This window comes from Ruegeria sp. R14_0, from assembly GCF_017743975.1.
Lineage (GTDB): Bacteria > Pseudomonadota > Alphaproteobacteria > Rhodobacterales > Rhodobacteraceae > Ruegeria.
Genome location: NZ_JAGHRC010000001.1, coordinates 1,004,207 through 1,027,088, shown reverse-complemented (window position 1 = coordinate 1,027,088; position 22,882 = coordinate 1,004,207). Strand labels below are relative to the sequence as shown.

Sequence of the window (22,882 nt, the reverse complement as noted above, 5' to 3'; positions counted from 1 at the left end):
TGTTCCACGCAATGAGCGCGATCAGCAGAACAAAGACGGATACTGCAATTGAGATTACGATCGCATGCTCCATGTCACTCCGGCACTTTGGTGGTCAGCGCCAGCGCGTGCAGGTCTCCGTCGGGACCGTCCATCTTGCCTTTCAGGGCCGCATAGACAGCACGTTGCTGTTGAACTCGGTTCTTCCCTCGAAAGCTCTCGTCCACGACCATCGCGGACATATGGACGCCGTCATGCCCGCCAACCTGAATTTCCGCATCCGGGAAGGATTCACGCAGCAGGGCTTCGATTTCGTGGGCGCTCATCGGCATGTAGGTTTCTCCTGAAGGTCTTTCCCAAGATGTAGAGCGCGCGGACGGGGCGCGCAAGGGTGTGATGGGAACCAAAAAACAAGAAAACCTGCGCCGGGCAGGGCGCAGGTTTCTGAAGGCTTCACGCGCCTGGGCGTCAGGCCACGGCCTCAGCAAAGCTGCTGCGGAACGTGGTGGCCAGTTCTTCCAACGAGGCTTCCGAGCTGCCGATCCGGACCGCTTCTCCGGTGAACCGTCCGACTGAGACCAGCGGCACTCCCGCCTGACCAGCGGCGATCATCAGTGCTTCGGCCTGATCGAAGTTACAGGCCACCAGATAGCGCGCCTGATCTTCGCCGAACAGGAATTCGGTCGAGGCGTCGTCGAGGTGGACGCCGACGCCCGCGGATTCAGCCAGTTCAAACGCGGCCAGAGCCAGACCGCCATCGCCCAGATCGGTGCAGGCCTTGATCATGTCCCGGTTGGCGCGGATGAATTCTCCGTTGCGCTTTTCGGCGTCCAGATCGACATGCGGCGCATCGCCGTCTTCGCGGTTAAACACTTCGGCCAACAGGGCGGATTGGCCCAGATGGCCGTTGGTGTCGCCGATCACCAGAGCAACATGACCCTCGCGAACTTCGTTGCCGATGATTTCGTCAGTGTGGCTCAACAGGCCGACAGCGCCAATAGTCGGGGTCGGCAGGATCGCTTGACCATCGGTTTCGTTATAAAGCGAGACGTTACCGGACACGATTGGCATATCCAGCGCGGCGACGGCTTCGCCAATGCCTTGGATGGCGCCGACGAACTGGCCCATGATTTCTGGTTTTTCAGGATTGCCGAAGTTCAGGTTGTCGGTGGTCGCCAGAGGTTTGGCCCCGACAGAAGTCAGGTTGCGATAGGCCTCGGCCACCGCTTGCTTGCCACCCTCAACAGGGTTTGCGCGGACATAGCGCGGGGTCACGTCACTGGTGAAGGCCAGAGCTTTGTCGGTGCCGTGCACGCGGACCATGCCAGCACCCAATCCCGGTGTGCGGGCGGTGTCGGCCATGACCATGGTGTCATACTGTTCGTAGACCCATTGCTTGCCCGCGTAGTTGGGCGAAGCGAGCAGGGCGCGCAGACCGTCAATCGGATCAATCTGGGGCACCTCGGCCAGTTCTTCTACCTCTGGCGTCGCCTCCCACGGGCGGTCGTATTCAGGCGCAGTCGAGGAGAGTTTCGACAGGACCAGATCGGCTTTGACTTCGCCATTGTGTACAATCAGGAAGCGATCCTCGGCAATCGTTTCGCCGACGATGGCGAAATCGAGATCCCATTTCTCGAATACGGCGCGGGCCTCGGCCTCAAGCTCTGGTTTGAGGACCATCAGCATACGTTCCTGAGACTCGGACAGCATCATCTCATATGCCGTCATATTCTCTTCGCGCTGGGGCACATTCTCCAGATCAAGGCGCACACCCAGACCGCCCTTGTCGCCCATCTCAACGGCGGAACAGGTCAGACCAGCCGCGCCCATGTCCTGGATCGAGATCACGGCGCCGGTCTGCATCAGCTCGAGCGTGGCTTCCATCAGGCGCTTTTCAGTGAAAGGGTCGCCGACCTGAACGGTGGGGCGTTTTTCTTCGATGGTGTCATCGAACTCAGCCGAGGCCATCGTCGCGCCGCCTACGCCGTCACGGCCCGTCTTTGCGCCCAGATAGACGACGGGCATCCCGACGCCTGAAGCAGCCGAGTAGAAAATCTTGTCACTGTCGGCCAGACCAGCGGCGAATGCGTTCACAAGGCAGTTGCCGTTATAGGCCGGGTGAAAGCGAACTTCGCCGCCGACACAAGGCACGCCGAAACAGTTGCCGTAGCCACCGATGCCTTCGACCACACCGTTCACCAGTTGGCGGGTTTTGTGGTGACCGGGTTCACCAAAGGACAGCGCGTTCATCGAGGCAATCGGGCGAGCACCCATGGTAAAGACGTCGCGCAGAATACCCCCCACGCCGGTCGCCGCACCTTGGTATGGTTCGATATACGAAGGGTGGTTGTGGCTTTCCATCTTGAACACCACGGCCTGACCATCGCCGATATCGACCACACCCGCATTCTCGCCAGGGCCGCAGATCACCTGCGGGCCAGAGGTGGGCAGGGTGCGCAGCCACTTTTTCGAGGACTTGTACGAGCAATGCTCGTTCCACATGGCCGAGAAGATGCCCAGTTCGGTGAATGTCGGCTCGCGCCCGATGATCTCGAGGATCATGTCATATTCGTCGGGCTTGAGCCCATGTGCGGCGATCAGATCGGGTGTGATTGCGGGCTCTTGCATCTTCTGTCCTGTGTCCAAGTGGGCCGAGATTGCGCGCCTTGTAGGGCAAGGACGCGCCGGTGGGAAGAGTTAAGACCTGCGAGGCATAGTTTGACGCGGCCCGAGCTCAAAAAAACGGCCGCCGGGCAGGGTGCGCCAGGCGGCCGTTTTGGTCTTTATGGTGTCGTGCCTTTATTCCGGTGCACCGTGGGCAGAGCCGGGTTTCTGAGCCTGCTGCTCTGCTTGCTGGTTGGCAGCTTCACCGGCAGCAGCGCCAATGGCGGCCTTTTGCTCGTCACTCAGATGGTCGGCATCCTCAAGGCCCGGAATGGCAACGCGCACCTCGCGGCGGGCAAAGTCGATGCCGTTTTCCTTGAACGCGGCCTTGACCCGGTTGAAGATTTCCTTGCGCAGCGTGAATTGTTTGCCCGGCTTGGCCATGAACTTGCCGCGGATGATCATGCCGACATCGTCAAAGTCGAACACGCCCTGAGATTTGAAGGGCTGCAGGAAGCCATCCTTGTGGGTCTCATCCTCCATCATCTCGGCACCGATCTTTTTGAAGATCTTCTTGACCTTGTTCGGATCCGTGTCGAAGGGCACCGTGAACTTCAGCTTCATGATGACCCAGTCGCGGCTGTAATTGGTCAGCTTCTGAATCTCACCATACGGAATGGTGTGCACCGGACCGCGGTGGTGCCGCAGTTGCATGGAACGGATCGAGATTTTTTCGACCGTACCTGTCGTGCCGCCCACGTCTACGTATTCACCCACACGGAAGGCGTCGTCGATCAGGAAGAAGATGCCGCCCACGATGTCCGAGACCAGTTTCTGCGCACCAAAACCGATGGCCAGACCCAGGATACCGGCACCAGCCAGAAGCGGCGTGATATCCAGACCCAAAGCCCCCAGAGCGAGCAGGGCAAAGATGACAGCAATCGCGACCTGAGCAGTTACGCGCAGCAACGGCAGGACCGTCGCCAGGCGCGAACCGCCCGAACCACCGCCTTCGCCGGCTTCTTCGTCAGGGCTTTGTTCAGCTGCGGTCTGCTCTTTCGCCAGACGACGGTTGATCCAGAGCGATACGATTTCGTTCAGGATGTAGCCAATCGCGATGATGATGAAGAACTGGATCACCTCACTGCCGGCGTCCGAACGCCCGCCCGCAACTTGCTGAAGATCCAGATCCCACGCATCCGCGATCATGAGGATCACAAAGATGCCCGCAAGAACGCGTCCGATGCGGATGTAGCTGCGCTTAGTGGATTTATAGGCGCGTTCAGCGACAGGACCGTCGCCCAGCATGGGCGGTTGAAGGTGCCGCACCAAGCCCCGGATCAAAGTGTCCAGAGCAGGCGCAATCAGCAGCCAGAACATTGTGATGAAGTGCGCACCATGCGCCAACAACGCAAAGACTGCCGGGTTCCGCTGCGCGGCCAGATACTCGACCAACAGCCAAATGCCCGCAGACACACCGATCGCAAAATAGGGGTAAAGGCGCGCAACCTCTTCGTCGAATTTGGTGCGATCTGGGTCCGAGCCGCGCATCATATCGGACAGGCCGTCGCGGGCCCGCCATGCGATCAGGCCGACATAGATGTGGATCGCGGTGTTCAGCCAGAAGCCCAGACGGGACTCGCCGGGCGGAACGCCATTCAACGCGTTGAAGTCCAGAATGAACATCGTGAAGCCGATCAGAAGGAACAGGCCGATCAGGTTGCGATGCAGGTATTTTGCCCAATGATCGTCAACGTTTACCAGCCTCAGCCGGTGCTGATTGGGTGCCAGGATAAACCGGGAAATCGCGGCGCCCAGGCGTGGAAACCAGATCAGGAAAAAAACAAAAGGTGCCGCCTGCGCGATCTGTTGTTCGTCCAGCAACCGCCTGCCGACAAACACCAGTGTATAGTAGAAGACCAGAAGACCCAGAAATTCGAATATGAACCGTTTGAACAAAAAGGTTACCGCACCACGCAGATCCGATGAGGCATCGCCATCGATCACGTGGACCCAGCGGCGGGTCCAAAGGCCGACCAGTTTCTCGGCCGCATATCCGATTGCCAAAGCAAGAAATGTGAAACCGAACAGCGTCATCAAGCCGTTCGCACCGAACGTGTTTCCAAAATTGGAAAACGCTTCGACCTGAGCAGAGATCAGGACGGGGATTTTACGGATCACATCCAGCCAGGACGCGATCATGCTGTTGAAGGTCTCAGTGGTCGCCTGAATGAGGCCGCGCCGAGTAGGAGTTGCCTCGGCTTGTTTGGCGGCTACCGCGTCCAGTCGTTCCAGCAGGATCGCACGGACCTGATCATCGGACATGCGCGCTACCAGATCGTCTACCTGATCGGGTGTCAGATCTTCGGGAATGGTGACCGGGGCCGGCGTGCTTGTGCCGGTGGTGGTGCTGTGCTGTGCAAGCACCGGCCCTGATAACAAAACAATGGAAAACAACGCCATTAACAGGCGAGTGAGGTGAAACATCGAATCTGTCCTCGACCTAAAGTCTTGATGATTTTTTCGGGATCATACGACTAAGTGCCGGATTTTCCCAGATGTTTCACCGACTGGAACGCGAAATCAGAGCCAAGGGCAAAAAAAAGGCCGAGCACTAAGCTCGGCCGAAGTCCAACAGGGAGGTATGAAGATGATGAGCGTTTCAGCATCACCACCTTCGAGTGCTGATTTAGGGAGCAGTCTGTGAACGATCAAGGGTTTTAAGACTGACCATTGCACATGTCCGCTATGCTATTTGCGCATAGCTACAGTTTTCCCATTTGTTTCAGGTGTTTGCGCTGCGCAATGATCTCATCTTGGACAAAGTCACGGAAGGCCGCGACGCGCTTGGAATGGCGTAGTTCCTCGGGGTAAGCCAAATACACGGGAACATCGGCGGTTTCGATGTCCGACAGGACCGTCACGAGGTGCGGGAAGTCCTGAGTGACGTAGTCCGGCAACACGCCGATCCCCAGGTTGTGCAGCACACCCTGCAAAACGCCAAAGTAGTTGTTTACTGTCAGCAACGAGGTCGGGTTATACGTCATCAGATGCCGTACCATCATCGCGCTGGCACCGACCTGAGGAGCCGAAGGTGTCTGGCAAATCAGCCGGTGGTTCGAAATTTCTTCGGGCGTGGCTGGATTGCCGTGCTCTTCCAGGTATTCCTGCGTCGCGTACAGCTGCATTTGAACCGTCATCAGGCGTTTGCGGACAAGATCGGCCTGGCTGGGCTCTTTCATGCGGATGGCGACGTCCGCCTCGCGCATGGGCAAATCCAGGACACGCTCTTCCAACATCAGGTCGATGTTGAGATCGGGGTATTGCTCATAGAGTTTCGGCAGACGGGGGGCCAGCCAGAGCGTTCCAAAACCGAAGGTCGTCGTGACCCGCAAAACGCCAAAGACTTCTTCTTCGCTATCGCGAATGCGCGCGGCCGCGGCGTCCAGACGTTTTGACATGGCGGAGGTTGCGTCAAACAGCAACTCACCCTGTTCGGTCAGGATCAGACCTCGGGCGTGGCGGTGAAACAGGGTCGAATCAAGCGACTCTTCAAGCGCTCTGATTTGGCGACTGACAGCAGATTGAGACAGATTCAGCTTGTCTCCTGCATGAGTCAGGCTGCCCGCATCGGCAACCGCGTGAAATATCCTTAGCTTGTCCCAATCCATCGCCGCAACTTTCGTTATCCTTCCGAAGCCCTATATGAAATAGGTAACAAGTTCTACATTCAAACAGTTGAAAGGTTACAATAACTGTGCAGCGGACGCTATACAGGTCAGCATTTTTGACCTAAACTGCAAAGGAATGAAGCACACTGATCTGACGAGGGGAGGCGTCTGATGAGTCAGCCACAAATATCACTGAATGACCGTTTCGACCTTGAGAAGAACCCGGTCCTTTTGAACGGCACGCAAGCGCTGGTGCGTTTGATGCTGATGCAAAAGGCGCGCGATCGGCAGGCCGGGCTGAACACGGCGGGTTTGGTTACCGGTTACCGCGGGTCGCCACTGGGTGCAGTCGACCAGCAGATGATGCGGGCCCAAAAGCAACTGGCGGACAGCGATGTCACCTTTCAGTTCGGCCTGAACGAAGACCTTGCGGCCACGGCGCTGTGGGGCAGCCAGCAGGCGGGTCTGCGGGGCGATGGCAAATTCGATGGTGTGTTTGGCCTGTGGTACGGGAAAGGACCCGGTGTGGATCGTTCCGGTGACGTGATGCGCCACGCAAACATGGCTGGCACTGCCAAACATGGCGGCGTACTGATGGCGATGGGGGATGACCATACCGGCGAAAGCTCGACCGTTCTGCACCAGTCCGAGTGGTCGCTGGTCGACATGTATATGCCGGTGGTCAGCCCGGCGGGTGTGCAGGAAATTCTGGACTATGGGATCTACGGGTTCGCGCTCAGCCGGTTTGCGGGGGTTTGGGTCGGCCTGAAGACGATGAAAGACACGATCGAGGTTACTTCGGTCGTCGATGGCAGCCCGGATCGAATGAACGTGGTGGTGCCAGAGTTCGACATGCCCGAGGGCGGTCTGAACATTCGCCTGGGCGACACGCCACATCTGCAAGAGGCGCGGGTCATTGATTATAAGCGTTTCGCGGCCGAAACTTTCTCGCGCGCGAACAAGATGGACAAACGCGTCTGGGGCAAATCCGGCGCGAAAATCGGGTTTGTTGCGGCGGGCAAGAACTGGCTGGATCTGACCCACGCCATGTCCTTGCTGAATATCGATGAGGCCGAGGCCGAGCGATTGGGGATCACCACCTACAAGATCGGCCAGACATTCCCGCTGGACATGACAGGGTTCCATGACTGGGCCGAAGGGTTGGACCTGATTGTTATCGTTGAAGAAAAACGAAAACTAATCGAGGTGCAGGTTAAGGAAGCCATCTTTGACGACCGCCGTGGCCGCCGTGTTTACGGCTGGTACAAGGGCGGAGCCGGGACGCTGCACCGCGAAGAGCTGTTCCCGACACGCGGTGCCTTGGACCCGATCATGATTGCCGAGAAACTGGGCGACATTCTGATCGAAGAGGGGCGCGATACCGATGGCGTTCGCGCCGGCATGGCCAAATTGTCCGAGGCGCGCCGGGCAGACAATGCCGAGGAAATTGCAACGCGACTGCCGTATTTTTGCTCGGGCTGTCCACATAACAGCTCGACCAAACTGCCGGAAGGTAGCCGCGCCTATGCAGGGATCGGGTGTCACTACATGGTCCAGTGGATGGATCGTGAGACCACCGGGTTCACCCAGATGGGCGGCGAGGGCGCGAATTGGATCGGCGAAGCTCCGTTCTCGACCACCGACCATGTGTTCCAGAACCTTGGTGACGGAACCTATAACCATTCGGGTGTACAGGCGATCCGGGCCGCGCTGTCGGCCGGGACAAACATCACCTTTAAAATCCTGTTCAACGATGCGGTTGCCATGACCGGTGGGCAGGGCAACGAAGGCGACTTGAGCGCCGAAAGGATCGTGGCCGAGGTCAAAGCGATGGGCGTCAGTAACGTCGCGCTGGTCTATGACGAAAAGGAAGACGTGAATTTCAAGGCCCTGCCATCCGGCATCGAAACCCATGAGCGCGCTGAATTAATGGACGTGCAAAAGAAGTTTCGCGAGATCGAAGGCGTCTCGGTCATCGTCTACGTCCAAACCTGCGCTGCCGAGAAACGCCGCCGCAGAAAACGGGGCACTTTCCCGGACCCGGATAAGCGCGTCTTCATCAATTCGGACATTTGCGAAGGTTGCGGCGATTGCGGCGTGCAATCGAACTGTGTCTCGATCGTTCCCAAAGAAACCGAATTGGGCCGCAAACGTGCCATCGACCAATCCAGTTGCAACAAGGATTTCTCTTGTTTGAAAGGGTTTTGCCCCTCGTTCGTGACGTTGGAAGGGGCCAAAATCCGCAAGGAAGCCACAACCGAGATCGATCTGCCTGATCTGCCGATGCCGCAACTGCCGGCGATCAACGGCACGCATAACGTGGTCATCACCGGCATCGGTGGGACCGGGGTCGTCACTCTGGGCGCGGTGCTGGCGCAGGCCGCTCAGATCGACGGCAAGGGTGCCGGAATGATGGAGATGGCGGGGCTGGCCCAAAAGGGTGGGGCCGTCCACATCCACTGTCGTTTGGCCAACAAACCCGAAGACATCAGCGCTATTCGTGTCGCTACAGGCGAAGCGCACGCGCTGATCGGGGGTGATCTTGTTGTCTCGGCCGGGGCCAAGACCCTTGGACTGACGCGCACGGGGCAAACCGGTGCCGTGGTGAACAGCCACGAAACGGTCACGGGGGACTTTACCCGGGACACCAATTTCCAGATCCCCGGTGATCGGCTTGAATTGGCATTGCAGGCGCGGCTGAAAGACGATCTGTCGCTGTTCGACGCCACCGATCTGGCCCGCGCGGTTATGGGGGATTCGATCTATTCGAACATGATGGTCTTGGGCGCGGCCTGGCAGCGCGGGCTATTGCCGATCAGCCATGAGGCAGTGCTTCAGGCGATTGAGCTGAACGGAACCGCAGTTGAGCGTAACAAACGCGCGTTTGACATCGGTCGCTGGGCTGTATTGCACCCGCAAGAGGTCAGCGAAATCCTCAGCCCGAAACTGACCGAACTGCCCAAGACTCTGGACCAGTTGATTGAGTTCCGGACGACCCACCTGACTGAGTATCAGAGCGCGCGCTTGGCCAACCGATATCGCAAGTTGGTTGACGGGTTCGAGAACGAGACGGTCAAGGAAGCAGTTGCACGAGGGTATCATAAGCTTTTGTCCTACAAGGATGAATACGAAGTTGCGCGCCTTTTGCAGCGCAGCCGTGAACAGGCCAAGGCCGAGTTCGACGGAGACTTCAAAATGACGCTGCACCTCGCGCCACCGATCCTAGGCGGCAAGGACAGTGACGGACGTCCGCGCAAGCGCGCGTTCGGCGAATGGATGTTGGGCCCGCTCAAGCTGCTTTCGCGGATGAAAATCCTGCGCGGCACACCGTTCGACATTTTTGGATACAGCGCTGAACGCCGGATGGAGAGGGCGCTGATCAAGCAATATGAACGCGACATCAAAGAGATAGCGCCCTTGGTTACACCACAGACGCGCGACGCAGTGGTCGCTTTGGCGCGATTGCCGCTTGAAATTCGCGGCTTTGGTCCGGTGCTTCGCGAAAATGAGGCTAAGGCCGCAAAAAGGCGCGAGGAATTGCTGGCAACCATTCGGAACGGAGGGCCGGAGTTGCGTGCTGCGGCGGAATAACCCGTCACAAGGCTGTCACGAAAGCTAGGCAAAATTGTCACTTGCTATTATCTAGCAGGTGCCAACAACCGGAGTATTCGATGCCTTCGTCCCGCCACGTCGCTCGTGACATCTCATATTCTTATTCCGCCGAAACCAAGGGCGGACGCATGTTCATTCGGCTGATGGAAAACACCACCGGCCGATTGCGCCTGATCAAGCGCGCGGACGGATATGAACAAGAGGTTGCGAATGGCCGCGACTTCTGGTCGGTCATGGTGGAACGTTACGGCCTGTCGCTGAACGTTGTGGATGGGGCCCTGTCGAACATTCCAAAGACAGGTCCTGTGATCCTGATCGCCAACCACCCGTATGGCATTCTGGATGGTTTGATGATGGGTCACATGCTGTCCGAAGCCCGAGGTGACTTTCGCATTCTGGCGCATCGCGTGTTTCGCAAGGCCGAAGATATCAACCGCATCATCCTGCCGATTTCGTTTGATGAGACGAAAGAGGCGATGAAGCTGAACCTAGAAACTCGAAAAACAGCATTGAACTATCTGGGCGAGGGTGGGGCCATCGGGATTTTCCCGGGCGGTACGGTCAGCACGGGCGTAAAGCCGTTTTCTCACCCGATGGATCCGGGTTGGCGCGGATTTACGGCGCGGATGGTGGCCAAGTCGAATGCGACCGTTGTGCCAGTGTTCTTTGACGGCCACACCTCGCGCCTGTTTCAAATCGCCAGCCATTTGCACAACACTCTGCGCATGGGCCTGTTGATTAAAGAGTTCAAAAAACGCGTAGACACACCGGTTGATGTGGTGATTGGAAAGCCCATTGGCCGCGATGTTTTGGACCCCTTGTCCAAGGATACACGCAAGATGATGGATTTCTTGCGCAAAGCCACGTATGAGCTGTCCCCGAAGCCGTTGAAGTCGTATGACTACGGTTATGAATTTGAGGAACGGCATCGCGCCTGAAGGGGCAAATGGCAGTAGGCATCTTTGATTCTGGTCTGGGCGGTCTGACCGTCCTGAACGCCGCGCAGAAACGTCTGCCCGACGTGGATTTTTTGTATTTTGCGGACAGTGCGCATGCGCCATATGGCGTGCGCGATGCCGAGAACATTTATGATCTGACACGCAGTGCTGTCCGCGACCTGTGGAACCGGGGGTGTGATCTGGTGATTCTGGCCTGCAACACGGCCAGCGCGGCTGCGCTCCGTAGGATGCAGGAAGAAGGTGTGCCCGAAGGCAAACGGGTCCTGGGCGTCTTCGTTCCCCTGATAGAAGCACTGACCGAGCGGGAATGGGGCGACAACAGCCCGCCGCGCGAGGTTGCGGTCAAGCATGTTGCTTTGTTTGCCACTCCGGCCACTGTCTCCAGCCGCGCCTTTCAGCGTGAACTGGCGTTTCGCGCCATCGGAGTGGACGTCGAGGCACAGGCCTGCGGCGGTGTTGTAGACGCGATCGAAGACGGCGACATGATCCTGGCCGAAGCGCTCGTTCGGTCTCATGTGGACGCCCTGAAGCGCAAGATGCCGGAACCTCAGGCGGCAATTTTGGGCTGCACACATTACCCGCTGATGGCCGAGACGTTTCAGCAGGCGCTTGGCCCTGATGTTCAGGTGTTCAGCCAGGGTGATCTGGTGGCAGAAAGTCTTGCGGATTACCTGCAGCGACACCCCAATATGCAAGGTGAAGGGACGGGCGGTTTTCTAACCACCGGCAAACCCGATTTTGTGAGCGATCGGGCAACGCAGTTCCTCCGACGACAAATCACCTTCGAGGCCACCTGACTTAGGTCAAGGACGACGCCGAACCGATTCCATAAATCATCGACCGTCACATCGGCGGTCGTACTCAGTGACACACTTGAAGCAAGAGGTCTCACATGACCCACAAAATCGCAATTCTGGGCGCATCCGGTTACACCGGCGCCGAACTGGTGCGGTTGATCGCCGAACACCCGAACATGGACATTGTCGCGCTGTCGGCCGAGCGCAAAGCCGGCCAATCAATGGCGCAGGTTTTTCCGCATCTTCGGCATATGGACCTGCCGGATCTGTGTAAAATCTCCGAGATCGATTTTTCGCAGATTGACCTGTGTTTTTGCGCCTTACCTCACAAGACCAGCCAAGAAGTCATCCGGGATCTGCCCAAAACCCTGAAGATCATCGACCTGTCTGCCGATTTCCGGCTGCGTGACCCGGACGAATACGAAAAGTGGTACGGGAACCCGCATGCCGCGCTGGAGCACCAGGAAGAGGCGGTTTACGGCCTGACCGAGTTCTACCGGGAGGACATTCGGAATGCCCGTCTGGTTGCTGGCACGGGCTGTAATGCGGCGACGGGGCAGTATGTTCTGCGGCCATTGATCTCGGCTGCCGTGATTGATTTGGACGACATCGTGCTGGACCTGAAATGCGCAGTTTCAGGGGCAGGGCGCTCACTGAAAGAAAACCTGCTGCACGCCGAGCTGAGCGAAGGCTACAATGCCTATGCCATCGGTGGAACACATCGGCATCTGGGTGAGTTCGATCAGGAGTTCTCGGCTTTGGCTGGTCGGACCGTACACGTGCAATTCACGCCACACCTGATCCCGGCCAACCGGGGTATTCTGGCGACCACCTATGTCAAAGGGGATCCAAGCAGCGTGTATGAGGCGCTGACCAAAGCCTACGAAAACGAACCCTTTATCCAGATGCTGCCATTTGGCGAGGCCCCGTCGACCCACCATGTGCGGGGCTCGAACTTCTGCCATATCGGTGTGGTTGGTGATCGGATCGAACGCCGCGCCATCGTGATTGGAGCGCTGGATAACCTGACAAAAGGTAGCAGTGGGCAAGCCTTGCAGAACGCCAACCTGATGTTAGGTGAGGATGAAACCCGAGGCCTCATGATGGCCCCACTATTCCCGTGAGGACGGTATGAAAACGCTCAAGAAACGTCGTCGAGTTCAGATTATCATTCTGGCAGCTGTCGCTTTGGCGCTGTCGACGGCGCTGATTGGGTATGCGATGCGGGACGGCATCAATTTCTTCCGTTCTCCCAGCCAGGTCATCGCTGAACCGCCCGCGCCGTCCGAGGTGTTCCGCATTGGCGGACTGGTCGAAGAAGGTTCTATCGTTCGCGGTCAAGGTGAAACAGTTCGGTTCGTGGTGACCGATGGCGGCGAAAGCGTGCCTGTTGCATTTACCGGGGTGCTGCCGGATCTATTCTCGGAAAACCAAGGTATGGTCGGCACGGGCTCTTATGTGAACGGTGTCTTTGAAGCCACTGAAATTCTGGCCAAACATGACGAAACCTACATGCCGAAAGAAGTGATGGATGCTCTGAAGGAGCAGGGCGTCTATAAAGGGGACGAACAAAGCTAAACTCGGCATTCAGTGTCTGAAAGATGTAGCAGGGGCGTTGCGCCGGTTGGCCGGGCAGCGCCCTTAGGCGTTTTTGGATGTTAACAGGATTGATGGACGGTTTCCCCACACAACTGGCTGGGGAGGCGTCATGCAATCAGTACGGCAAATCGCAGACGACATCGTGGGGCGTGAAGGGGGCTTTGTGGACGACCCGGATGATCCGGGTGGCGCGACGAAACACGGCGTCACGGTACACACGATGCGGCATTTGGGGTTGGACCTGTCAGGTGATGGCGTGATTGATGGGCTGGATGTACGGCGACTGAGCAAAGCTCAGGCGGTCGAAATTTTTGTGCGGCACTATTTCGAGAAGCCCCGTTTGGGGCTGCTGCCCGAGGTCGTTCAACCGTCAGTGTTCGATATGTACGTCAATGCCGGTAACCAGGCGGTGCGGATCCTTCAGCGTTTACTGCGTGACATGGGGTTCGAGCTTGTTGTTGACGGCGTTGTTGGTCCTCAGACCGCCCGCACTTGCCAACGCGCGGCCGAACCGGATCCGGTGACATTTGCGGATGCATACGGGATTGCGCGGCGGAACTATTACTTCCGTCTTGCAGATCGCAGGCCGTCATCGCGGAAATATGCCCGCAGCCGGGCCGGGGGCAAAGGTGGCTGGATCACGCGTGCAGAGGAATTCGTATCGCCAACATACCACTTGTCGGACGCAGAGTTTCAACGGAGGGTTTCGGGATGGGATTGATCTCAGGCGTGTTGGCCTTTTTGTTTGGAAACGACCGGAACATTGTCCGCGAAACAGCTGAAGTATTTCGGGAAAACGCCGAAAACGGAGCCCAGCGGAGCCTTGCGACCCGTCAGCAAGCGGTCCAACAGTTTGGGGCAGAATTCCAGCTGGGACAGAAAACGCTGTTCAATCGCTTTGTAGATGGTCTGAACCGATTGCCGCGACCGGCAATGGCGCTGGGAACGCTCGGCCTGTTTGTCGCCGCGATGGTCGATCCCATTTGGTTTTCCGCTCGCATGCAAGGGATCGCCTTGGTGCCTGAACCGTTATGGTGGTTGTTGGGCGTTATCGTGTCCTTCTACTTCGGCGCACGTCACCAAGCCAAGGTGCAGGATTTGCAGCGTGAGATTTCCGCAACGATGATGCGCACGCCCCAGGTCGTCGAGAATTTGAAAACCCTGGACGAATTGCGTCTCAGTTTAGTTGGTGCAGCCAGCCCCGGATCTGATACCGAGTTGGCCCGGCAAGCCGAGCGACCAGAAGGGAACCCCGCGCTCGAACAGTGGCGACGCAATCGCAGGGGCTGACCCGCGACACTATGTTCGGAGTGTCAGGTCGAAAGTGATTGGTGCTTGTCCTGCAACCGGATTATATCCGGAGGCATGATTACAGAACTCGGCCATTTCGCTCTGATCCTCGCGTTTCTAGTCGCTATCGTGCAATCGATCGTGCCTCTGATTGGCGCGTCAAAACGGTGGGTCGGCTGGATGAGTTTTGCCGAACCCGCCGCAATTCTACAATTCCTGCTTGTCGCGTTTTCGTTCGGTGCGCTTGTCTATGCCTTCGTGACTTCGGACTTTTCGTTGCGCATCGTCGTTGAAAACAGCCATTCGGCCAAGCCGATGCTGTACAAGGTCAGCGGGACATGGGGTAACCACGAGGGCTCGATGCTGCTGTGGGTGCTCATCGTCAGCCTGTTCGGTGCGATGGCCGCGTTTTTTGGTGGCGGTTTGCCGCCAACGCTGAAGGCGCGTGTTCTGTCGGTTCAGTCGATGATCGCCGTGGCGTTTTTTGCGTTCATTCTGTTCACTTCGAACCCGTTCGATCGCCTGATCGTTGCCCCGTTTGATGGGCGCGATCTGAACCCATTGTTACAGGACCCCGGCTTGGCCTTCCACCCGCCTTTCTTGTATTTGGGATATGTAGGGCTGAGCATGGCGTTCAGCTTTGCAGTCGCCGCCCTGATCGAGGGCCGCGTTGACGCGGCGTGGGGCCGCTGGGTGCGCCCATGGACTCTGGCCGCTTGGGTGTTTCTGACCATCGGCATCGCGCTTGGGTCCTGGTGGGCCTATTACGAACTGGGCTGGGGTGGCTTCTGGTTCTGGGATCCGGTCGAAAATGCCTCGTTCATGCCGTGGTTGCTGGCCGCTGCATTGTTGCATTCGGCCATCGTAGTCGAAAAACGCGAGGCGCTTAAAAGCTGGACGATCCTGCTGGCGATTATCGCCTTCGGCTTCTCTTTGATCGGAACGTTCATCGTGCGCTCGGGCTTGCTGACATCCGTGCACGCCTTTGCCACAGACCCCGAACGCGGCGTCTTTATTCTGATGATCCTGGTTGTCTTTATCGGCGGCGCGTTGACTCTGTTTGCGGCGCGCGCGCAAGCGATGGAGGCCAAGGGTGTATTCGGAATGGTCAGCCGCGAAAGCGCACTAGTGCTGAACAACATCCTTCTGGCGGTCAGCTGCTTTGTCGTATTCTTTGGCACGATGTGGCCAATGGTGGCTGAGATGGCGTTTGATCGTAAGCTTTCGGTCGGGGCGCCGTTCTTCAACGCAGCGTTCACGCCGTTCATGGTGGCGTTAGGGCTTGCCTTGCCAATCGGGTCAATGCTGCCGTGGAAGCGGGGCAAACTGGGCAAAACAGCCTATTCGCTGCGTTATGTTTTCATATTGTCCGTCGCGTTGGCCATGCTGGTTTGGGCCATGCAGACCGGGCGCAGTGCGCTTGGACCCGTTGGTCTGTTCCTGGGGGCATGGATCACCTTTGGCGCAGCTTTCGACCTGTGGAGGCGCACGGGCCGCAACGGCAGCCTCAAGCGCCTGTTCCGACTGCCGGGTGCGGATTGGGGCAAAGCCGTCGCGCATACCGGTTTGGGCGTCACCATTTTCGCCATTGCCGGCCTGACCGCGTGGGAGGTTGAAGACATCCGCGTTGCGCAACCCGGCGAGCCGTTCAAGGTGGGGCAGTTCACCCTGACACTCGATGATGTACGCGAAGTGGAAGGACCCAACTATTTCTCGACCACTGCAGATGTTCGGGTGGAAAAGAACGGCCGCTCCATGGGTATGCTACATCCCGAGAAACGAAACTATCCTGTTGCACGGATGCCCACCACTGAGGCCGCGATCGATTATCGTTTCTTGGGTGATCTGTATGTCGTGATTGGCGACCAGCAGGCCGATGGCGGCTGGGTCATGCGTACGTATATCAAACCTCTGGCAAACTGGATCTGGGGCGGGTGTATCCTGATGGCGTTGGGTGGTTTCATCAGCCTTTCCGATCGCAGGTTCCGCGTTGCCGCCGGCGCGCGCAAGGCCCCTTCGGGCGGAGTACCCGCAGAATGAAACGCCTGATCCTGATTTTCGCTCTGATCGCATCGCCACTATACGCGGTGCAACCCGATGAAGTGTTGGACGACCCGGTTCTGGAGCAGCGCGCCCGCGACCTGAGCACCGGCCTGCGCTGTCTGGTCTGCCGAAACGAGAGCATTGATGAAAGCAACGCTGAACTGGCTCGTGATTTGCGCCTACTGCTGCGCGAACGGTTGGTTGCTGGCGACACCGACGAACAGGCGATCGCGTTCATCGTGGATCGCTACGGTGAATACGTTCTGCTGAAACCGACTGTCACCGGGTCGAACCTGATGCTTTGGCTGGCCGGGCCTATCATGCTGCTGATCGCTGCCGCGGTCGGCTGGAGCTTTTTGCGCAAGCGGTCACAAGCTGCTGGGGCCGAAGCCAAAGATAGCCTCAGCGACGCTGAGAAAGAGCGCCTGCGTCAGATTCTCGAGGACTGACCCACCCTATTTCTTTCCCTTGACCTCTAATTGAGTCAGTCTTCTGTCGTAGCATGGGAGAAGACTACATGGATTATGAGGCTATACGGATTGAAATCACTGACAATTTGGCAGTGGTTACCCTGAACCGACCTGACAAGATGAATGCGTTGACCGCTCAGATGCGGGCAGAGGTCACCCATGCGATGACCCACGCGGCTCGCCATGCGCGGGCCATTGTGCTGACCGGTGCAGGGCATGCGTTTTGTTCGGGTCAGGATCTGGGGGATTCGTCGACAACCGGCAAGCTCGATATCGAGAGGACCCTGCGCGATGAATATGACCCGATGCTGGAATCCATCTACAACTGTCCGGTACCGACCGTCGCGGCCGTCAACGGACCTGCGGCCGGGGCAGGGGCAAACATAGCGCTGAGCGCCGACGTGGTGATCGCTGCCGAAAGCGCGTATTTCCTGCAGGCTTTTTCGCGCATTGGTCTGATGCCGGATGCAGGCGGAACCTGGTTCCTGCCGCGTCAGATGGGCTTTGCCAAGGCGATGGGGGCCGCGCTTTTCGCCGACAAGATCAGCGCCCGGCAGGCGGACGAGTGGGGGATGATCTGGGAAGCGATTCCCGATGCCGAGTTTGACGCCCATTGGCGTAAACGCGCGGCGTATCTGGCCAAGGGTCCAACAGCCGCGTTCGGCGCAATCAAGCAGGCGATCCGAGGCACTTACGACAATACTCTGCCGCAGCAGCTAGAGGTCGAGGCGCATCTGCAGGGCGAATGTGGTCGTTCGCGCGATTTTGCCGAAGGTGTCGTGGCCTTCATGGAAAAACGCCCCCCGAATTTCGAGGGGCGCTGATCACGTTAAGCCCGGCGGCGGCGGCGCGTGCGCCGCTCTGGCACTGCTGCGCCCTCTTCGGTGCCGTCCGAAGCGGATGAGAACGGGCCCAGGGCATCCGCAATCTGGTCCAGAGTTGGGCGCGTTCCGCGGTTGGTTGTGTCCAACGCCTCACGCATTTTGCGCAGGTGATCGGGCATGGTGCCGCAGCACCCGCCGATGATCGTAGCGCCCGCATCCCGTGCCATGGCGGCATACTGCCCCATCAACTCGGGCGTGCCGTCGTAGTGGATGTGACCATCAACGTATTTGGGAATGCCCGCGTTGCCTTTGGAGATCACAGGGCGTTCCGTTCCTTGTGCCGCGAAGCCCAATACCGTGCGCAGAATATCTGATGCGCCGGTGCCGCAGTTGGCCCCGAAGGCAATCGGTGGATTTGGAAGGGTTTCAACCAGTTGCGCCAGATCCGCCGAGGTTACACCCATCATGGTACGCCCTGCGGTGTCAAAGCTCATGGTGCCGCACCAAGGCATGTCAGCTAGGGCAAAAGCTTCGGCAGCGGCTTTGAACTCTTCGGGTGCGCTGATGGTTTCGACCCACAGAACATCAACACCGCCGGCCTTAAGGGCTTCGGCCTGTTCGTGGAACATCTCGACCGCGCCTTCGTGGGACAGGCTTCCGACGGGTTCCATGATCTCACCGGTCGGGCCAACTGACCCGGCGACAACAACGGTGCGGCCGGCCTTGTCGGCCACTTCGCGGCCAAGTTCAGCGCCGATCCGGTTCAACTCACCAACGCGATTGTGCGCATCGTGCAGCTTCAGTCGCGCCGAGGTGCCACCAAACGTATTGGTCAGGAACAGGTCACTGCCGGCGTCAACCGACCCTTGATACAGGGCCCGGATCTTGTCCGGGGCCTCGACATTCCACAACTCGGGCGCGTCACCCGATTGCAGACCCATGTTGAACAAGTTCGTGCCCGTGGCCCCATCGGCCAGCAAAGCGTCTTTTGTTTCCAGAAGTTTATTGAGCGCGTTTGTCATGGGGGCATTCCCAAAGGGCCGTTTTTGGCCGTTATAATTTAGACGCCCCGTGTCTCATGACCGGGGCGTCAAATCAAATTCATAAAACTCATGAAGATCATGAGCAGAGTGGCTGGTTACTCGGTTTCGCTCATCACCTGAGCTTTGGCTTCGGGCAGAAGCTCGGCCATTTTGGCGCGGATCTCGTCATCCGAAGACAACGAGCCCAGATCACCCGATACCTTGCGGACCACGTCTTCGTGGCCAGCTTCTTCCATATCGGCGATCACAACCGTTTTGGCATAATCTTCCGCAGCCTCACCGGACTTGCCCAGTTTTTCTGCAGCCCAGAGGCCCAGCAGCTTGTTACAACGCGCCTGCGCCTTGAACTGCATTTCCTCATCATGTGCGAATTTTGCCTCAAAAGCGTTTTCGCGTTCGTCAAAAGTGGTCATTGGTTGGGGACCTCATATTCCAGAATCTTGTTAAACAGATAAAAAAATCACACTGGAATGTATAGCGAAAACAGCCGTTGCGCGACCAAATGTACTGTGCAACCAAATGTTGCAGGGGGCTGCATAAGGCTCCGTATAAGTATAGTATTTTAGGAGAATATGATGGCTCTTTTTTCGCGACTGCGGGGCGGCTCTTCTCAAGACACGTCCATTGCCCGTGCGGTCTTGGCCCCCGCTGTTCTAACGATGGCTGCGGATGGCCGTATCGACGATGCTGAAGTTATTCAATTGACCAACATGCTCACATTCAGCCCGATCTTTTTGCCGCTGGGTGGCAAAGCAACTGGCGAACTGATCAAGACAGTTCTGAAAGACCTGCAAAAAAGCGGCCCGGACAAAGTGATTACGGAAAGTGCGCAACTTTTGTCGCCTGCCTTGCGGGAAACAGCGTTCTGTTTTGCAATGCGCGTCGCGATGGCCGACGGAGTGCTGGAGGAATCCGAAAAAAACGTGCTGTCGGGCACTGCCTCGCGCCTGCAACTAAGCGATCAGGCGTTTGAAAGCATCGTTCACGTCGTCACCATGATGCAAAGATCAGCGGCGGCATAAATGGGAGCAAAGGACGGAGACGAGGATCGCGTCGGATTCAGTGCCTATATTTTGCTGTCTGAAGCTATTCAGTTCAATTCAGCCGAGATCGAACAGGCCCTGCTTGAAGATTACCCGTCGCTGGAACTGCGGACTGAGACCGGGTTCGGGATGAATCAGGATTGCGATACCGATCAATTCATCACCACGCCGATTCTTTTGGGTGCCGAGGGGGCGGACAGCACAATTGCGACACTGATCCGCTTGCCCGGTTATGGCACATGGGATCCGGAACAGCTCACACCTTGGCAAAGGTTGACCTTTCCCGAGGTGACGCAAGCGCTGCAGTACAACAAGTCTTACATTTGTGTAACGACCGGGGCTAAAGCAGGCGATGAAATACAAGCGTTTCGGGCGGCCCGTCTATGTTCTTGCATAGCAGCTCTTTTCGCCAAGCTTCCCGTTGCGTTAGCCGTGTATTGGGAAAGCGCTGATCACTTCTTACGCCCGTCAGACGTGGTCGCCATGGCCGACAAGGCGATTTCGGACGACATTCCGGTTGAACAATGGGTCGGCATGCGCCTGAACGGGTTTAAAGACAATGGCAAACAGCTCGTGGGGGGTGTCACCAACGGCCTGAGTCCGCTCAAGGGGTGTGAAGTGAGCCTAGCGGCCGCGCCGATTGATCTGGAAAACGCGGCCGCAACGCTTAGCATGACCGCAGCAATGTTGGCTGCCTTTGGCCACAGCTTCAATGATGGCGATACGCTGGGACACGAGGGACAGTCGCGCGAGGACTCCATGCGTATCCGGTTCGCGCCCAAGGGCACGAACGGGTCTTCCTGTGACGCATGGGTGCTTGTGCACCCAAAAAGCCCGTTTGACCACGAAGAGGAAATTGGAGAGATGCACAGCAGTCCTCCGCCGCCGGGGCAGGAAGTTCAGGTACGATCTAGAATGGGTTTCTTTAAACGAATGATGAGAGGTGGGCGCGACGCCTGACAACTTGCGGGTAGCGGCGCGCTGCACTATGAGGGCGGCAACTGCGCGGTATTCGCGTATTGCCGATATGGAAGGGGCCCCGATGGCGCGTCGCAAAAAGATCTACGAAGGCAAAGCGAAGATTCTGTATGAAGGCCCCGAACCGGGCACGATCGTCCAGTATTTCAAAGATGATGCCACCGCATTCAACGCGGAAAAGAAAGACGTCATCGACGGGAAAGGTGTTCTGAACAACCGCCTGAGCGAGTTCTTCATGACCGGCCTCAATCAGATTGGGGTGCCGACACACTTTATCCGCCGCCTGAACATGCGCGAACAACTTGTTCGTAACTGTGAGATTGTCCCGCTTGAGGTCATCGTTCGCAACTATGCGGCCGGTACGATGTCCAAGCGTTTGGGTATTGCCGAAGGGACGCAACTGCCACGCCCGATTGTCGAATACTGCTACAAGGACGACTCGCTTGGCGATCCGCTGGTGACCGAGGAGCATATTGCGGCCTTCGGCTGGGCCAGTCAGCAGGACATGGACGATATCCTAAGCCTCGCGCTACGCGTGAATGATTTCATGAGCGGCGTGATGCTGGCCGTCGGCATTCGGCTGGTCGACTTCAAGATCGAGACTGGCCGCGTGTTCGACGGAGATTTCCAGCGCCTGATCGTGGCAGATGAAATCAGCCCTGACAGCTGCCGCCTGTGGGATATCGAAACAGGCCAGAAACTGGACAAGGACGTGTTCCGACGCGATCTGGGCAACCTGACGGACGCTTATTCCGAGGTTGCGCGTCGTCTGGGCGTCTTGCCGCAAAGCAACGTCACAAAGCCTACGCTGATCAACTGATCGGCTAAATAAAAGGCAGAACCATTCAAAGCGCTGCGTCGAAGGACGTGGCGCTTTTTGCTTTGGAATTGGTTGTTTGACACGATGGGTTACTGCCTTCATTGTCGGACTGACCTGAAACCAAGGTAAATTCATCCCATGGCCGAACTCTTTGATCACGCTGTCTTTTTGAAGTACTTCGCGGCATTGATGGCCATTTTCAATCCGCTCTACGGCATCCCGATCTTTCTGAGCATGACCCAAGGCTACACGGCCGCCGAACGTAAGCGCGTTGCCTTGATTGTCACGGGGTCTGTGGTGGCATCGTCGATTGCCGTCGTGCTGGTCGGAGAGGAGATTCTGGCCGTCTTCGGTATTGATGTCGCGTCATTCCGAATTGCCGGTGGCCTGATAATCCTTGGGATCGGAATGTCGATGCTGAATACCGCAGAACCCTCGCAAAGCGATCAAAAAGCGGTGGATGCAGGCCACGAGAAAAAGTCCAACATTGCCGTGGTGCCTCTGGCCATTCCTCTGACCTTTGGGCCGGCCACGATCGCAACGACGATCGTGTTTGCGCATACCTTGTCAGATGGCGCGGAAATCGTGACGCTGGGTGCCGCTATTCTGATCGCCTGTGCGATAACCGGGGTCGGACTGCTGTTTGCCGTTCCGATTTCACGGTTTCTGGGTTCGACAATGATCAACGTCCTGACGCGGGTAATGGCGATCATTCTTGTGGCAGTCGCGGTTGAGATGGTGCTGACAGGTGCGTTTGACGCGGTTGATGCCCGCTATCCCGGGCTGACTGGCGGGAATTGAGTTTGGACGTGCCACAAACTGTGTGCCGACAAGGGTTGTCGAACGCCCATCGGCAGGTTATCCCCCGCGCAACGGAACGGGTCTGAACCGAGGCCCTCAGCTGGAGTTGCGAGAATGAAAGCACGTGTGCATGTGATGCTCAAAAACGGGGTTCTGGACCCGCAGGGTGAGGCAGTGCGTCACGCATTGGGTGCCATGGGCTTTGATCAGGTCGAAGGCGTGCGTCAGGGCAAGGTCATCGACCTTGAATTGGCCGAGGGCGCGACCGAGGCGGACATCACCGAGATGTGCGAAAAGCTGTTGGCCAATACTGTCATCGAGCGCTACGAGATCGAACTGGTCTGAACCG

21 protein-coding genes are annotated in these 22,882 nt (G+C 57.7%); 15 read left to right on the top strand and 6 right to left on the bottom strand.

Translation table 11 applies throughout. The features are described from left to right. Positions 1-74: 74 nt before the first annotated feature. From J7416_RS05040 to J7416_RS05025, 4 genes are all read right to left on the bottom strand, one after another. Complete coding sequence (locus J7416_RS05040; protein WP_209223623.1) at positions 75-311, bottom strand: BolA/IbaG family iron-sulfur metabolism protein; 237 nt, start codon at positions 309-311, stop codon at positions 75-77. Positions 312-447: 136 nt separating this feature from the next. Further along, positions 448-2,607, bottom strand: coding sequence for a phosphoribosylformylglycinamidine synthase subunit PurL (purL, locus tag J7416_RS05035; RefSeq protein WP_209223622.1), 2,160 nt, complete (start codon positions 2,605-2,607; stop codon positions 448-450). Positions 2,608-2,778: 171 nt separating this feature from the next. Continuing rightward, a complete protein-coding gene (locus J7416_RS05030) occupies positions 2,779-5,070 on the bottom strand; it encodes a mechanosensitive ion channel family protein (RefSeq protein WP_209223621.1) in 2,292 nt (763 codons plus the stop codon). A 278-nt stretch (positions 5,071-5,348) separates the two neighbouring features. Beyond that, complete coding sequence (locus J7416_RS05025) at positions 5,349-6,254, bottom strand: LysR family transcriptional regulator (RefSeq protein ID WP_209223620.1); 906 nt, start codon at positions 6,252-6,254, stop codon at positions 5,349-5,351. Between the two features lie 171 nt (positions 6,255-6,425). On the opposite strand from J7416_RS05025, the gene J7416_RS05020 reads away from it, so the two are divergent. From J7416_RS05020 to J7416_RS04975, 10 genes are all read left to right on the top strand, one after another. After that, positions 6,426-9,845, top strand: coding sequence for an indolepyruvate ferredoxin oxidoreductase family protein (locus J7416_RS05020; protein ID WP_209223619.1), 3,420 nt, complete (start codon positions 6,426-6,428; stop codon positions 9,843-9,845). A gap of 80 nt (positions 9,846-9,925) precedes the next feature. Further along, complete coding sequence (locus J7416_RS05015; protein WP_209223618.1) at positions 9,926-10,804, top strand: lysophospholipid acyltransferase family protein; 879 nt, start codon at positions 9,926-9,928, stop codon at positions 10,802-10,804. 8 nt (positions 10,805-10,812) lie between these two features. Continuing rightward, the gene (locus tag J7416_RS05010; RefSeq protein WP_209223617.1) at positions 10,813-11,622 is read left to right on the top strand and encodes an aspartate/glutamate racemase family protein; all 810 of its coding nucleotides are present in this window, start codon (positions 10,813-10,815) and stop codon (positions 11,620-11,622) included. A gap of 95 nt (positions 11,623-11,717) precedes the next feature. Next, entirely contained in the window at positions 11,718-12,746 is a 1,029-nt protein-coding gene (gene argC, locus J7416_RS05005) for an N-acetyl-gamma-glutamyl-phosphate reductase (RefSeq protein ID WP_209223616.1), read from the top strand. Between the two features lie 7 nt (positions 12,747-12,753). After that, positions 12,754-13,200: a cytochrome c maturation protein CcmE gene (gene ccmE, locus J7416_RS05000; protein WP_209223615.1), complete on the top strand. Its 447-nt coding sequence runs from the start codon at positions 12,754-12,756 to the stop codon at positions 13,198-13,200. Between the two features lie 130 nt (positions 13,201-13,330). Next, positions 13,331-13,942 carry a holin-associated N-acetylmuramidase gene (locus J7416_RS04995; RefSeq protein ID WP_209223614.1) on the top strand — a complete coding sequence of 204 codons (612 nt, stop codon included), beginning with the start codon at positions 13,331-13,333 and terminating at the stop codon, positions 13,940-13,942. Further along, on the top strand, positions 13,933-14,511 hold the full coding sequence (locus tag J7416_RS04990) for a holin family protein (protein ID WP_209223613.1): 579 nt from the start codon (positions 13,933-13,935) through the stop codon (positions 14,509-14,511). The genes J7416_RS04995 and J7416_RS04990 overlap by 10 nt, the downstream gene beginning before the upstream one ends. Before the next feature lie 75 nt (positions 14,512-14,586). Continuing rightward, complete coding sequence (locus J7416_RS04985; RefSeq protein WP_209223612.1) at positions 14,587-16,551, top strand: heme lyase CcmF/NrfE family subunit; 1,965 nt, start codon at positions 14,587-14,589, stop codon at positions 16,549-16,551. After that, on the top strand, positions 16,548-17,003 hold the full coding sequence (locus J7416_RS04980) for a cytochrome c-type biogenesis protein (RefSeq protein ID WP_209223611.1): 456 nt from the start codon (positions 16,548-16,550) through the stop codon (positions 17,001-17,003). Before J7416_RS04985 ends, J7416_RS04980 begins: the two co-directional genes overlap by 4 nt. Positions 17,004-17,071: 68 nt before the next feature. Then, positions 17,072-17,848, top strand: coding sequence for an enoyl-CoA hydratase-related protein (locus J7416_RS04975; protein ID WP_209223609.1), 777 nt, complete (start codon positions 17,072-17,074; stop codon positions 17,846-17,848). A 5-nt stretch (positions 17,849-17,853) separates the two neighbouring features. On the opposite strand, the gene bmt is transcribed toward J7416_RS04975, so the two are convergent. Next, positions 17,854-18,870 (bottom strand): betaine--homocysteine S-methyltransferase, encoded by a 1,017-nt coding sequence (gene bmt / locus J7416_RS04970; RefSeq protein WP_209223607.1) that lies wholly within the window; start codon positions 18,868-18,870, stop codon positions 17,854-17,856. Positions 18,871-18,986: 116 nt separating this feature from the next. Beyond that, positions 18,987-19,304, bottom strand: coding sequence for a DUF1476 domain-containing protein (locus J7416_RS04965; RefSeq protein ID WP_209223606.1), 318 nt, complete (start codon positions 19,302-19,304; stop codon positions 18,987-18,989). Between the two features lie 162 nt (positions 19,305-19,466). Here J7416_RS04965 and J7416_RS04960 point away from each other — a divergent pair, with 162 nt between their 5' ends. The 5 genes from J7416_RS04960 to purS all read left to right on the top strand — a co-directional run bounded on the left by J7416_RS04960 (position 19,467) and on the right by purS (position 22,878). Next, entirely contained in the window at positions 19,467-19,913 is a 447-nt protein-coding gene (locus tag J7416_RS04960; RefSeq protein WP_209223604.1) for a tellurite resistance TerB family protein, read from the top strand. Next, positions 19,914-20,894: a hypothetical protein gene (locus J7416_RS04955; RefSeq protein ID WP_209223602.1), complete on the top strand. Its 981-nt coding sequence runs from the start codon at positions 19,914-19,916 to the stop codon at positions 20,892-20,894. Positions 20,895-20,976: 82 nt separating this feature from the next. Continuing rightward, complete coding sequence (gene purC, locus J7416_RS04950; RefSeq protein ID WP_209223827.1) at positions 20,977-21,732, top strand: phosphoribosylaminoimidazolesuccinocarboxamide synthase; 756 nt, start codon at positions 20,977-20,979, stop codon at positions 21,730-21,732. Positions 21,733-21,870: 138 nt separating this feature from the next. Continuing rightward, on the top strand, positions 21,871-22,533 hold the full coding sequence (locus J7416_RS04945) for a MarC family protein (protein ID WP_209223600.1): 663 nt from the start codon (positions 21,871-21,873) through the stop codon (positions 22,531-22,533). Positions 22,534-22,647: 114 nt separating this feature from the next. Then, positions 22,648-22,878, top strand: coding sequence for a phosphoribosylformylglycinamidine synthase subunit PurS (gene purS / locus J7416_RS04940; RefSeq protein WP_109311572.1), 231 nt, complete (start codon positions 22,648-22,650; stop codon positions 22,876-22,878). The last annotated feature ends 4 nt before the right edge of the window (positions 22,879-22,882 follow it).

What these genes read in the sequence shown, in the direction of transcription:
- J7416_RS04980 (WP_209223611.1), top strand. Translation starts at nt 16,548, where the DNA reads ATGAAACGCCTGATCCTGATTTTCGCTCTGATCGCATCGCCACTATAC.
- J7416_RS05015 (WP_209223618.1), top strand. Translation starts at nt 9,926, where the DNA reads ATGCCTTCGTCCCGCCACGTCGCTCGTGACATCTCATATTCTTATTCC.
- J7416_RS04985 (WP_209223612.1), top strand. Translation starts at nt 14,587, where the DNA reads ATGATTACAGAACTCGGCCATTTCGCTCTGATCCTCGCGTTTCTAGTC.
- argC (WP_209223616.1), top strand. Translation starts at nt 11,718, where the DNA reads ATGACCCACAAAATCGCAATTCTGGGCGCATCCGGTTACACCGGCGCC.
- J7416_RS04995 (WP_209223614.1), top strand. Translation starts at nt 13,331, where the DNA reads ATGCAATCAGTACGGCAAATCGCAGACGACATCGTGGGGCGTGAAGGG.
- J7416_RS04975 (WP_209223609.1), top strand. Translation starts at nt 17,072, where the DNA reads ATGGATTATGAGGCTATACGGATTGAAATCACTGACAATTTGGCAGTG.
- J7416_RS05030 (WP_209223621.1), bottom strand. Translation starts at nt 5,070, where the DNA reads ATGTTTCACCTCACTCGCCTGTTAATGGCGTTGTTTTCCATTGTTTTG.
- J7416_RS04955 (WP_209223602.1), top strand. Translation starts at nt 19,914, where the DNA reads ATGGGAGCAAAGGACGGAGACGAGGATCGCGTCGGATTCAGTGCCTAT.
- J7416_RS05040 (WP_209223623.1), bottom strand. Translation starts at nt 311, where the DNA reads ATGCCGATGAGCGCCCACGAAATCGAAGCCCTGCTGCGTGAATCCTTC.
- purS (WP_109311572.1), top strand. Translation starts at nt 22,648, where the DNA reads ATGAAAGCACGTGTGCATGTGATGCTCAAAAACGGGGTTCTGGACCCG.
- purL (WP_209223622.1), bottom strand. Translation starts at nt 2,607, where the DNA reads ATGCAAGAGCCCGCAATCACACCCGATCTGATCGCCGCACATGGGCTC.
- J7416_RS05020 (WP_209223619.1), top strand. Translation starts at nt 6,426, where the DNA reads ATGAGTCAGCCACAAATATCACTGAATGACCGTTTCGACCTTGAGAAG.
- purC (WP_209223827.1), top strand. Translation starts at nt 20,977, where the DNA reads ATGGCGCGTCGCAAAAAGATCTACGAAGGCAAAGCGAAGATTCTGTAT.
- J7416_RS04945 (WP_209223600.1), top strand. Translation starts at nt 21,871, where the DNA reads ATGGCCGAACTCTTTGATCACGCTGTCTTTTTGAAGTACTTCGCGGCA.
- ccmE (WP_209223615.1), top strand. Translation starts at nt 12,754, where the DNA reads ATGAAAACGCTCAAGAAACGTCGTCGAGTTCAGATTATCATTCTGGCA.
- J7416_RS05010 (WP_209223617.1), top strand. Translation starts at nt 10,813, where the DNA reads ATGGCAGTAGGCATCTTTGATTCTGGTCTGGGCGGTCTGACCGTCCTG.
- J7416_RS04960 (WP_209223604.1), top strand. Translation starts at nt 19,467, where the DNA reads ATGGCTCTTTTTTCGCGACTGCGGGGCGGCTCTTCTCAAGACACGTCC.
- J7416_RS05025 (WP_209223620.1), bottom strand. Translation starts at nt 6,254, where the DNA reads ATGGATTGGGACAAGCTAAGGATATTTCACGCGGTTGCCGATGCGGGC.
- J7416_RS04990 (WP_209223613.1), top strand. Translation starts at nt 13,933, where the DNA reads ATGGGATTGATCTCAGGCGTGTTGGCCTTTTTGTTTGGAAACGACCGG.
- J7416_RS04965 (WP_209223606.1), bottom strand. Translation starts at nt 19,304, where the DNA reads ATGACCACTTTTGACGAACGCGAAAACGCTTTTGAGGCAAAATTCGCA.
- bmt (WP_209223607.1), bottom strand. Translation starts at nt 18,870, where the DNA reads ATGACAAACGCGCTCAATAAACTTCTGGAAACAAAAGACGCTTTGCTG.